We start from the raw sequence: 11,558 nt of genomic DNA, 5'->3' as shown, positions 1-11,558 counted from the left end.
GCCCGGATCCTCACACCACCACCGGCCCCAGCCCCCCGCACCCCGTCTCACACCGTCTACCTGCACAAACAGACTTTGCGGGTCACCCTGGATGTAAGCCGCGTACTCCATCTTCGCGTTGTCGGCCTCGGCCTTGTCGTACGTGTCCTTGATCAGTGCCAGTTCGCCGGTGACGGCGGCGTGCACCGGGGAGGCCGGGCCCAGCCGGGCTATGTCCGCGGCCACAGTGCGGCGCAGCGCTGTCAGGTCCGGGTCAGGTCCATGCCTCGAGTAGGCGACGGTAACGAGTGACGCCCTGTGGTCATCGGAGATCAGGCTGGCGGCGTCCACCGGCACGGGGAAGTCCGCCCAGTCCGTCTCCTCGGCCAGCGTGCCGGCCAGCTTCGGCCATTCCGCCTGGTCGGTACGTGCGGCCCGTTGCAGGAGTGGAACCAGCGCCGCGGGCACCTGACCCGTGGCCCGCGCCTGGGCCAGGCGGCCCATGGCCTCCTCGGTGCTCGGTGGCGGCGTACCCGCCGGCGCGAGCACGTGGCGCATCGCGGCCAGGAGAGCGTCGCGGTGCAGCGTGTACGGCGACGTCGTGCTCATGACTGAGCCATCGTGGACGAGTGGCTGTAGCGAGGCGTCCAGCATGCCCATCAGCCGCCGCGAACTCGCGGCGGTCACATCGGGCGCACTGAGCACGATGAGGGTTTCCCGCTCGGAGTGATGCGGGAATGCCTGTACGAGCCGTTGCGCTACGGCGTCGCCGACCGAGCCGGGCACGATCTTCGAGCTGCCCTGCCGGGACTGTACCTCGGAGAGCTTGAGCGCGAACGGCGCGCAGGCCCCGATAGCGACGAGCCAGAGGACGATGACGACCACGGGGTGTCTGACCACGGCCCGGGCGATCCGTCCCAGCACCGGATGGGCGGAAGGGGAAGGCGTCGACTCCGATCCGATCCCGCCAGTCCCAGAGTTCACTGGATCCCATTCGCCTTGGTGACGCCCGGCTGGACGGGAGCTGCCGGCTCCGGTGTGGTCTCGGCGACGACCACGACGAACGGATGGAGGAGTGTGAGGCCCCCCGGCCGGCTGGCCTGCTTGCGTAGCGCCTCTGTCAGTTTGCCTCTGACGTCGTCTTCGCGGGACATGTCGAACGAGTCCCGGAAGCCGGCGCCGGCGCCGGACCGTTCCACCCACTCTACGGCTTCCTCGGCGGTGGCCACCGGCCAGCGCTGTTCACCCTCATACTGGTTGATTACCCGCAGTTCGCCCTTGCGCATCCACCTGGCCACCGTCTCGGCGTCCTTCGGCAGGGCCACCCGCACCATCGCGGTGAGCAGAGTCGGCTCGTCCGCGACGACGTCTTCGAAAGCCTTGCGCAGCGAGGCCAATGCGTCCGCGCGGGACTCGATGATGCCGATCCGACCTCCTGGGCGGAGCACCCGCCGCGCCTCGCGGAACAATTGGGAGGGCTTGCTATAGCAGATCGCCCAACCGCAGACGATCGCGTCGGCGCTGTTGGTCGCCTGGGCCTTGAGGAACTCCAGCATGTCGCCCTGCTGCCAGCTGACATCCTTGGAGGCTTGGCCGAGCGTCTCCATCTTGGCCTTCGCGACGGCCAGCATCCCCGGGGACTTCTCGATCACCCGCAGCGAACCGAGGCCCTGCTGCCGGATCCGAATCTGTTCGGACAGGTGACCCGTGCCGCATGCCAGCTCGATGACGTCCATCCCCGGGGCGATCCCCACCAGGTCCAGCATCGCCGTCGAGTTCGGGCCCATGAGGGCGGTGAACGCCTCGTCATAGGTGCTGCTGGCGATGTCGTAATCAGGTGTGGTGTCGGCAAYGGCGCGGGTGAGTAGGAGACGGGCGGCGCGCAGCGCCAGACCGGCTCGGCTCATAGCAACTCCCAGTGGATCGCGAGCAGAAGGACGGGATGTCTTTTCGGTGAGGTGGATGCCCGACCGCAGCCGGGCATCCTGGCTCGGACGTCAGGTGACGGAGCGGCGCTGCGCCGCGGTCAGGATCAGGACGGCGCCCAGGACGAGAACCGCCGCCATGCCGGTAAGCGCGGTGGTGACGCTGCTGAAGCCGGTACCCAGCGCGCCGAGCAGAGGGCCGCTCATCATCCCCACGGCATAGGCGATGTTGAACATCGCGAAGATGGCCCCATGCCCGACCCCCCGCCGTTCCGCCGCYGCGGTGAGAATCCCCAGCGCAGGGATGAGGACAAAGGAGAAGCAAACGGCGAACGTCACCAGCAGCACCGTCGTCCAGCCAACGTCGAACCTGGGGAGCAGCGGCAGGACGGCGCTCATCCCCAGCAACCCGCCCGGGATCAACGGCAGATCCGGCCGCCGGTCCCCAAGCAGGCCGACCGGCACCCCGGCGAGCCCGTGCGCCAGCGTCGCCGCCCCGAAGATCAGACCCAGCGTGGCCGGGCCGCTGCCGAACCGGTCGGCCAGGTGCAGCGGGAGCAGCGGTTCCAGCATGCTCAGCGTCGCCGCTCCGAAGGCGACAGCGAGCAGGGTCGGCAGGAGCGAACGCCAGCCGGATGGCTGCTGCTCACGTACCGGCTGCGCGGCGCCGCGGACCAGCCACGGCAGGACGGCGGCGAGTACCGCGGTGAGCACCGTGCACACCACGAACGGCGCCGCGTCGCCGAAGCGTTCGGCCAGCAGCCCGCCGATCACTGGGCCAGCGACCATACCGACGGACATACTGGACATCGCCGCTCCCATCGCGCCGCCGGCCCTGGGGGGCCGCACCCGCTGGGCGAGCAGAGCGATTCCGTTCGTCCACAGCGCCGCCGCGGCGACTCCCTGGAGCGTGCGGGCAGCCAGAAGTTCGGGATAACTACGAGCCAGCGCGAAACCGACCGTCGAGATCAGCAGACCGGCGGCACCGACCTGGAATGGCCGTTCATGCCCGAACCGGTCGCCGACCCGGCCCATCAGGGGAGTCCCCGCCAGCAGGGCGACCGCGTACGCGGCGTACAGCAGGCTCACCCCGGCCGACCCCACATCGAACTGGTCCGCGTAGTTCGGCAGGACAGGTACCACGATGCTGTAGAGCAGGCTGTCCACGAACAGCGCGCCACAGGTCGCGGCGGTCACCTTGAATACGTCGTGGCGAACCGCGGTGGAGTTCGTCTCGACCGCGTCCTGGCTGGCAGCCATCTCGCCTTCTCCGATCACGTTAGAGCGAGATTGCCCAGATGGTGAACAGAACGTTGGCCACACCCTGCGCGATGGTCGTACCGACCACCGATCCCGTCACCATCCGGCAATAACCCAGGGCGAGGCCCATCACGAAGACCGAGGGGATCATCCCGGYCAGGACCAGCGGGTTGAAAGGATTGAGTCCGTAATCGCCGAGGTGCACGAGTGCCCAGCCGGCACTGACCGTGACGACGGACCTCCAGAGCCCCATGCGCCGGGAGGCGGCGTGCAGCAGCACGCCTCGGTAGAAGACCTCCTCAGCGATCGGGACGAGCAAACCCATACAGAGGAACAAGGAGATATAGGCGAGCGCCGGAGAGCCCGGGAACATCTCGCGGAAGAGGCCGGGCAGCAGGGCCGCCCAGTTGTCCTCACCCCGCCCGAGCAGCGTCAGGCAGGCGACGAGGGTCAGCAGGTAGCCGGCGGTCACCACCCCGATCCCGCGGGCCAACTGCCGTGGCGAGGATATGGCCTGCACGCCGACATCCGACCACATTCGCCGCGGCACGACGAACAGCGCGAACGGGGTGAGCACGATAGAGAACACCATGAGCCACTCGTCGAACGCGCCGGCAATACGTAGCGTTCCGAGGATGGCGAACACAACGCAGGCGACAAGCACGGGCCGCGCTTCGTAACGCGGGAGCCGCCGRCCTGGGACCCGACCGGACCCGGTCACCCCCGACTTCGCCGTCCCGCTCCCGTTCGGGACCGCGTTCGGGGCGGAGCGAAGGACTTGATCTTTATTTCCGGCATCGCGAGAAAGAATTTTATCACTCATGGGGACTCGCTGGGCGACGTGTGACGCTCTTCCTGCCCCGGCGCAGCGAGACGGCCTTCGTCACCCRCATCAACCGCCAGACGGCGGAGAGCGAGACGCCGTCCTGGAACGCGACATACTCCGGCTGGATCAGGTCTGGTTGCCACTTCAGCTTGTATGCCACCTGGGACTGGGCGGGGTAGATCCACTCGGCGCGAGTGCCGAGCCAGCGCACGAAACGGTCCACGAAGGGGCTGTGTCCAGGAAGTCGATGTTTCGGATCGAGCGAAGTGAAGGGAGTGAGACCAAAGTGCAGGTACGGCGTCTTCTCCCCGACGAACTGCCGTACGGCCGTGGACAGGATCAGCTCGCTGACTCCGGTGGGAGCGTCCGGTATCCGCCGGCTCAGGTCATGCAGCCAACCGGAGTGCCGCCCGAAGACCGGCGAGAATACCTGGTAGCCCACCAGCCGGCCGGCGTGCTCGGCAACGAACAACCGGCGCCTGCGCTCGGCCCAACCGCCCCGTTGGCCGATCATAAAGTCGATCTCGGCGACGCCAAAACCTTTTGCCTTCAACCATACCCAGTCCACCTCGTTCAGTGCCTCCATCAGCTGCGGCGTCCGCTCACGGACCGCCGCCACCTCGCGTACCCGGACGCCGTCCCGATTAGCTCGAGAGATCTTATTCCGGATCTTCACGAAATGTTTCCCCGACATGCTGAACCCGTCCAGTGAACGGGCGTAGGAGGCGCCGAGCTGGTTCACGCCAAAACCGGCACGCAGGTAGATGTCAGTATCTTCGGGCATCAGCTGGACGCTAATCACCCGACGGCGGTTCTGCCTGGCCCAACGGACGAACTCAGTCAGYAGCTCAGCCTGCTGGTCCGGCGGCGCGAAGACTCCGCCGAACTGGATCAGGAACCTCCCGCTTGGCCGGTAGATGACGACGCCGTCGATTCCATCCACCTCGAACGTCAGATTTCCTTCGTTCAGCGCCAGGTATGCAGATGGGTTGTGAGCGTGCCGGGTCAGCACGTCCAAAGTGGGCTCCGCGACGGATCGCGTCTGTGCGACCCCTGTGCTGCTGCTACGGGTCACGGCCGGCTGCTCCCAGCAACGGCCGCTCGGTCGATCTTTGTCGTGCCCTGGTTCGACCGAGCGTCGCGGGCCGCCCAGTAGCGCATGCTCCGATCCGCGACCGTCCTGGCGTCGGGGAGCGGCCRGACGCCGAGGGCGGCGAGCTCATCAGCCGATGTCGGCAGTATCAGGCTTGAGCGGACGTATGCAGAGAAATAGGCTACTGCCTTCATTATCCCCGCGTATAGTGCCGGATCCGTGATGGCGGATTCATCCAGGACAGTACCGGATATCAGCATCGGGGGCTTGGCCGGATAGCCAAAATCACGGCCAATATCGAGCGCCATGTCAACGACGTCGGTGAGGGTCAGTGCCGCCGGCCCATTAGCGAGCCAGAGTTCGCTGCCCAGCGCCTCCTTACGTACAGCGGCAACAACTGCCTCGGCTACATAATCAACGGGCACCAGATCGATCCGAGAGTCCGGGGAGAAGGGTATTATCGGTAGTTTATCGTGCAGGAATCTGGCCACCATCTGGTAGAAGCCTTGGAAGCTGGCTATGGCACCGGTATCGGAGTGGCCGACGATGATCGAGGGCCGGAGGATGGCATAGGGGACCCCCGCGCCGCGCACTACGTCCTCGGCCTCGCGCTTGCTGCTGGCGTAGCGAGCACCGGACTCGCCGGCGCCGTCGCTGCGGGCGCTAATGTAGGCGGTGCTCACATGGTAGAGGGGTGCGTCTGCCGCCGCGGCCAGCTGCGCTATCCGCGAAGTTCCCTCGACGTTGATCGACCTTAATGTCCTCTCGGTACCGTTGAATGCGACCACGGCGGCTGAATTCACCACCGCATCCACGCTGTCGACCAGGGATCGGTACTCCGATCCATCCAGGCCGAGTTGTGGACGAGCGATGTCACCGCGCACGGTGGTAATCGTCTGGTCGGCCAGGACGGTGCGGTGCACCAGGCACACCGGCTCGATGTCAGGAACTCTTTTCAACTGGCTCAGGAGCTCTTGACCGAGCACGCCCGACGCCCCCRTCAAAAGCACCCGTCGTGCGGTTTGCRCAGTCATCTACTTCCTTTTCCAGCAGGGAATGTCCRCATGGCGATGCGGCCGGATCACTGGTAGGAGCTGTCAACGACCTTTTGGTATTAGAAATATGCCAGCGATGCCCGTCGATATTCCGTGGAACGGCGTGCATGCCCGCGTCAATGATCGTTTTTCTGATTATCATCATCATCATCAGCTGTGGATGAATTCGACAGGGCCGGGCCGGCCGTGATTCTCCAGGCATGCGCGCGGCCTGGGCGCGCTTACTGTAGTTACAGTAGCGGCCGTTGCGCACTCCAGCGCTACKTTGTCGCACCCCCCGTGTCGCCATGCGTCGCATCCGTGCCGTCAAGTAGGCGAAGCCGCGACTTACTGTTCTTGTAACGTCTCCTGGAATCGCTCGGTCGTCAGTCTAACCACAACCAACTGGCGAGGTCTACGAGGAAGGAGGGGCCATTGGTTGTTGAGAAGAAAAATTATGCTGCTGCTTAATARCAAGTAATCTGTGCCCGCAGCGGGCTGACCAGCGCTTCCGGTGACCGTCAACCTCCGTTGAAGTCTCTACGGTGTTGGCTATCTCACAGTGGGGCGTTATGGGCTATTTTCATAACTTAAGTCTAGTATTCGGAAGATACGAGTGGCATCCACCGACGTGTCGTACGGACAGYGATCTCTAGCGGCTGGCTGGAGTGATAAACTGTGCTGTAGGGCGACTATCGGTAGGCGAGCCTGGACAAGGTGATGTGCGCGTACCGGGCCCGGTAGTCGCGGACCTGGCAGTCGTCGAGGCCGCGGGTGGGAGCGGACCCGGCCGCGGTCGCCGACCCGGGCCGCTCGCCGGATCGGTCGAGAGTACGGCTGCGCCGGGTTCGTGGTTCCGTTCGACCACGGCGACGACTGGGACCTCGCCGCACCGGGCGAACGCATCCACGACATCGCCCACCTCTGCTGGCGATTCCTCGGATGGTTCGGGGGCGGGGTCAAATCGAGCGGCGGGGCAGGCGTCCGCTCAGCGGCACAACAGAGTGTCGCCTGGTGTTCTAGATGCCGCGGTGTTTTTAGATATCGAGGTCGACGTAAAGGGCGGCGTGATCGGAGGCGGCCTGGTCGGCTCGGGTGATCTTGGGGTGGATCACCCACTGGGCGGATGGGTGTTTGTTGTCGGGGTCGCCCCACAGGCCGGTGCGGACGATCTGCCCGCCGGTCATCCGGTCGGCGAGGTCGGGGGAGAGCAGGATGTAGTCGAGTCGGTTACGGGCGGTGCAGGACTGGAAGGTACCGGGTCGGGGGCCGGTGTCGAATCCGGCCCGGCTGGCGGCGTCGACGAGTGGACTGTCGGGGCCGAGGAGGGGTTCGAGRCTGGGGAACGCGGGCGGGGGTGGCTTGTTGAGGTCACCGACGACGGCGATGTACCGGGCGCCGGCGTCGCGGAGCGCGGTGTAGATCTCCGCCACCCGGTGGGCCTGCCGGCGGCGTAGCGGGTCGGGGTTTCCGGAGGTCCAGGACTGGCTTTTCAAATGGTTCGGCAGTACCCAGATGGTGTTGCCGGCGGGGGTGTGCAGTTCGTAGGCGGGGCAGTCGCGGCTGAACAGCGGCCGGTCGGGGCGGGCCGGGTCGGGGTCGTCGACGTGGCTGACGATCGAGCCGATCGTGTGGCCGGGTTTGGCCAGCAGGCCGACGTCGATGCCGCGGGGGTCGTTGCCGTCGACGAGCATCACGTGGGCGTACAGGCCGGCGAGCAGACTGGTGTTGAACCGGACCAGCGCCGGACGGTTTTCGGCTTCGATCACGGCGAGAACGTCGGCGTTGATGTCCGTGATGACCTGGGCAGTGGAGCGGATCGCGGTCTCGTCGACGGGGCCGGTGACCAGTTCGACCCAGCCGATCCAATCCTGCCGCCCGGTCGCGTCGATCACAGCGTCCTTACCGGGGGGTTGGGTGAGGAAGTTCCCGCGGTTCTCACGAAGCCGGGCCCACCGCGGCTGTGGATCCCGGTTGAGCTGCAGCCGACCCTCGCTGGTGCGGGTCAGGATCTCCATCGTTTCCAGGTCGGCGAGCATGTCGGTCTTGTTCTGAACGGTATAGACCTCGTGCTGGGCGAGGGTGATGAATCGGTCGAATGCGGCCAGGACCGGTTGGCCTTCGTCCCAGGTGGGCAGGTCCATCGCCCGGATCCGTTCGAACAGGTTTTCCACGTTGAACGACGCCAGTCGCACCGGTCACCCCCACAGCACCGTCGTGTCGGCTCTGCTGCACAGCGTGGCAACCCGAGGAGTTGCTGTCGACCCACCGGCAGGTGAATCTTTTATGATCTCGGTGGTCCACTTGTGGCCGCGCCTGTGACGGCTCTCTTGATCCTGCATCGATCAAGATCGTAATGTGGACGGGCGAGGCTGAAACCGAGCGCAGCGTGCGCCTTGACCGCCTCCACCCGGCGGTACTCGTTGAAGAAGCCGCCGTGGTACAGGTCGTCGACCCGCTCGGCTCCGTCCGCGTCCAGGTCGTAGACGACGCGGGCGGTGGCCGGGAAGAACCAGGCCGGGCCGATGTCGGCGATCTCCCCGGACAGCTCGACCCGGTTCAGCGCCGCGAGCGTCGCGGACTCCCGCAGGATGCGCAGGTCGTCGTCGGTGACGTCGGACAGGTCGGGGTCGTCCAGCCGCTCGGCGGAGAACAGGTGGTGGTAGACCCGGTCGGCGGTGCGCAGCACGTCCGCCGGCTCGGACGTCCGCTGACCGTAGGCACGGACGAACTCCAAGGTCTGCTGTTCGACAGCGGCCTCCTCGGTCTCGTCCTCCGACAGCAGGCGCTCGGTCACCAGGTCCCAGTCGACGAGCATCCAGACCGGCGCGGTACTGCGACGGACGAAGTACCGGTCCGGCTCGACCGTGACCGTGGTCCCGTTCACCGTGATGCCCGGGAGACGGTTCCAGGTGGGCGTGAACGGTTCGCTCATTTCCACCGAGAAAGCTGCGGGGTATTCGGGTTTCGTGGCGAGCATGGCTCACTGTCCTTTCGGGCTCTCCGTTGATTCCGGTATCGATTCGCGAGCCTCCCCGGTCGGGCGTATGGTCCGGTGGGTAAATCGGGGAGGTCGTGTCGATGTCCGTAATCATGACCCGGACGGGATCGGCAGGACAGTTCCCGGCGGCATGCCGCAGTCCCCGAAGAGCAGTGCTTCGAGGCATGGCGCCGAGCACTCGTTTTCCGGCCCTGGACCGRCTCTCATCGACTACGATCAGCTACAGATGGCGGCAGATGGCGGGGTGAGTCGACGTGCGTCATGATCCGTCCGCGTTCGTCATACCGGCGGAATTCTGGGATCGGACCCAGGTCGCCGAGAGCCTGCAGATGAGGGACATCGGTTCCCTCTTCCGGCTGGTACAGCGGTACGCCGGGGCGAGTCAGCCAGGGATCGGGATGCGCGTCGGCCTGGCCCAGTCAGATATCAGCAAGTACATCAACGGCAAGCGAATCGCCGCCGAGTTCGAGTTGTTCGAGCGCGTCGCCGATGGGCTCGACCTGCCCGACCGTGCCCGCATGTTGATGGGGCTGGCACCGCGCGGCGCCGTCCAGTCTCCGGAGGCCTCACGGACGAACATCGTGGAACAGACCGCCCTTCCCGAGGAATCGGATTCCGTCGAGGAGATCGGGCAGCGGATCGAGACGCTCGGTGCATCCAACGTCAGCACGGCCGTTCTCGCCCACTTCGACGTTCTGCTCCTGACCATGGCGGACGAGTACGAGTGGGCCGGCCCGGAAAAACTCGCACCACGGGTACTCAGGCAACGCCGCCGGGTTCAGAACCTCCTGGAAGGACGACAGCCGCCCCGGCAGCGTGAACGGCTCTACGAAATCGCCGGTCGCCTCTCCGGAATACTCGGCTACATGGCGGTGAACACCGGCCGGTTCGGACTCGCGCGCGCCTACTGTCTGGAGGCTCTCCACACCGCTGAGCTGGTCGGTCACCACGACCTCACGGCATGGATAGGCGGCACGCAGAGCCTGTGTGAGTACTACGCCGGGGACTACAGAGCTGCCCTGGAGTTCGCCCGGGAGGGTCGCCGTGTCGGTGGCCGGTCGGCCCAGGTGATCCGCCTCGCTGTGAACGGGGAGGCACGCGCCCTCGGTCGGCTCGGTGACCGCGCCGGGGTGGGCCGATCCGTGGGCGAGGCGTTCGACCTCGCCGAACAGCATCCGGTGCCCGACGGGATGTCGCCCTGCATCTCCTTCGCGCCGTACAGCATCGCCCGTATCGCCGCGAACGCCGCGACCGCCTATGTCTCACTGGGCGAGCCCGGTCAGGCGCGGGAGTATGCGGACATGGCCGCTCAGGTCGCAGACCGATCCCCGTCGATGTGGAGCCGTTGCCTCGTCCGCCTCGACCTCGCGACCGCGCTGCTGCTGTCCCACTCCCCCGATCCGGAGCAGGCTGCCGTCCTGGGCATCGAGGCTCTGACCGCCACGGCCGGCAACCCGATCGAGTCCGTCCGACGTCGTAGCCATGAGCTGGTCACCCGCGCCAAGCCGTGGCAGCAGATCGGCCCGGTCACCGAACTCGCGGAGGCTTCCCGCGCGCTCGCCCTCCCCACCGGCGCACACCGGTGACCACGGCACGCACCGCGGACCCGGTCGCGGACGACTGGCACCGCTTCGCCGGTCTCGACCGGCTCGAAAACCACTGGGACCGGCCGGGCTGGACACCCGGCCGCCGCTCCTACCACTGGATGCTGACCTTCGAGGATGCAACCGAGCTGCACGTCCTTGCCGACCGGTGCCAGCGGCGGCTACGCCTGCCCGCCCTCGACCCGGTGCCGCCTGACGGGCTGCATCTGACGCTCCAACGTCTTGCGTTCACCGATCAGATCGGCCGGGCTGACGTCGACAGAGCCGTGGAGCAGACGTGTGTACGGCTGACCGAGGTCGAGCCGTTCTCCTTGGCTGTGGGGCCGCTGGCTGGGTCCTCCGGAGCCGTCCGCTTCAGCGTCCTGCCCTGGGCACCGGTGGTCACCATCCAGGGCAAGATCGTCGAAGCGACCACGGCCGTACTCGGGCCCGCCGCGGTCGTGACCAAGCCGCACGGGTTCCGACCCCACATCGGAATCGCCTACTGCAACAGCCCGACCGACGCCCATTCGATCATCGCGGCCGTCAGAGACCTCCGGGAGCTTCCATCCGTCCGGGTCGCGGTCAGAACCGTGGCACTGGTCGAACTGCGCCGTGAGGAACGCGCCTACCGGTGGGACACCGTGGCCCGCGTGCACCTGCCAGCGGCTACTGGGTCTAGCACCCCTGCCCGCTAGTTCTAGCAGGGCCTCTAAAGGGAAAACAGGGTGACCGTTGATCGGGACGTACCCACATGGGGCRTGCCGCCTCAGCGCCGTGGCGGGGCTGGGTCGGGTGGTGTGGTGGTCCGCTGCCTCGGGTCACGCGGCCTTGGTGTCGGTGGGCTGGTCGGTTCG

At 66.5% G+C, this 11,558-nt stretch carries 10 protein-coding genes; 2 read left to right on the top strand and 8 right to left on the bottom strand.

The annotated features are described in order from the left end of the window. The 8 genes from KBI5_RS17330 to KBI5_RS17290 all read right to left on the bottom strand — a co-directional run. The coding region (locus KBI5_RS17330) for an MMPL family transporter (RefSeq protein ID WP_241882991.1) at positions 1 to 879 on the bottom strand (879 nt) is incomplete at its 3' end. A gap of 80 nt (positions 880 to 959) precedes the next feature. Next, the gene (locus KBI5_RS17325; protein WP_085015841.1) at positions 960 to 1,886 is read right to left on the bottom strand and encodes a class I SAM-dependent methyltransferase; all 927 of its coding nucleotides are present in this window, start codon (positions 1,884 to 1,886) and stop codon (positions 960 to 962) included. A gap of 90 nt (positions 1,887 to 1,976) precedes the next feature. After that, the gene (locus KBI5_RS17320) at positions 1,977 to 3,164 is read right to left on the bottom strand and encodes an MFS transporter (protein ID WP_011437617.1); all 1,188 of its coding nucleotides are present in this window, start codon (positions 3,162 to 3,164) and stop codon (positions 1,977 to 1,979) included. 19 nt (positions 3,165 to 3,183) lie between these two features. Continuing rightward, positions 3,184 to 3,828: a CPBP family intramembrane glutamic endopeptidase gene (locus tag KBI5_RS17315; protein ID WP_157902538.1), complete on the bottom strand. Its 645-nt coding sequence runs from the start codon at positions 3,826 to 3,828 to the stop codon at positions 3,184 to 3,186. 151 nt (positions 3,829 to 3,979) lie between these two features. Next, a complete protein-coding gene (locus tag KBI5_RS17310) occupies positions 3,980 to 5,065 on the bottom strand; it encodes a DUF2156 domain-containing protein (protein WP_198537773.1) in 1,086 nt (361 codons plus the stop codon). Continuing rightward, positions 5,062 to 6,117 (bottom strand): SDR family oxidoreductase, encoded by a 1,056-nt coding sequence (locus tag KBI5_RS17305; RefSeq protein ID WP_085015838.1) that lies wholly within the window; start codon positions 6,115 to 6,117, stop codon positions 5,062 to 5,064. The genes KBI5_RS17310 and KBI5_RS17305 overlap by 4 nt, the downstream gene beginning before the upstream one ends. A 1,037-nt stretch (positions 6,118 to 7,154) precedes the next feature. After that, entirely contained in the window at positions 7,155 to 8,312 is a 1,158-nt protein-coding gene (locus tag KBI5_RS17295; RefSeq protein ID WP_011437613.1) for an endonuclease/exonuclease/phosphatase family protein, read from the bottom strand. Between the two features lie 89 nt (positions 8,313 to 8,401). Then, entirely contained in the window at positions 8,402 to 9,097 is a 696-nt protein-coding gene (locus KBI5_RS17290; RefSeq protein ID WP_011437612.1) for a hypothetical protein, read from the bottom strand. Between the two features lie 275 nt (positions 9,098 to 9,372). On the opposite strand from KBI5_RS17290, the gene KBI5_RS17285 reads away from it, so the two are divergent. Both KBI5_RS17285 and KBI5_RS17280 read left to right on the top strand, forming a co-directional pair. Further along, the gene (locus KBI5_RS17285) at positions 9,373 to 10,704 is read left to right on the top strand and encodes a hypothetical protein (protein ID WP_011437611.1); all 1,332 of its coding nucleotides are present in this window, start codon (positions 9,373 to 9,375) and stop codon (positions 10,702 to 10,704) included. After that, entirely contained in the window at positions 10,701 to 11,399 is a 699-nt protein-coding gene (locus tag KBI5_RS17280; protein ID WP_011437610.1) for a 2'-5' RNA ligase family protein, read from the top strand. The genes KBI5_RS17285 and KBI5_RS17280 overlap by 4 nt, the downstream gene beginning before the upstream one ends. Positions 11,400 to 11,558: the final 159 nt, after the last annotated feature.

Source organism: Frankia sp. KB5 (assembly GCF_002099325.1).
Classification (GTDB): domain Bacteria; phylum Actinomycetota; class Actinomycetes; order Frankiales; family Frankiaceae; genus Frankia; species Frankia casuarinae.
The sequence above is the reverse complement of the archived record's forward strand: the minus strand, read 5'-3'. Positions and strand labels throughout refer to the sequence as shown.

Excerpts from the sequence above, each read along its gene's own strand:
- KBI5_RS17290 (WP_011437612.1), bottom strand. The coding sequence starts at position 9,097 with ATGCTCGCCACGAAACCCGAATACCCCGCAGCTTTCTCGGTGGAAATG.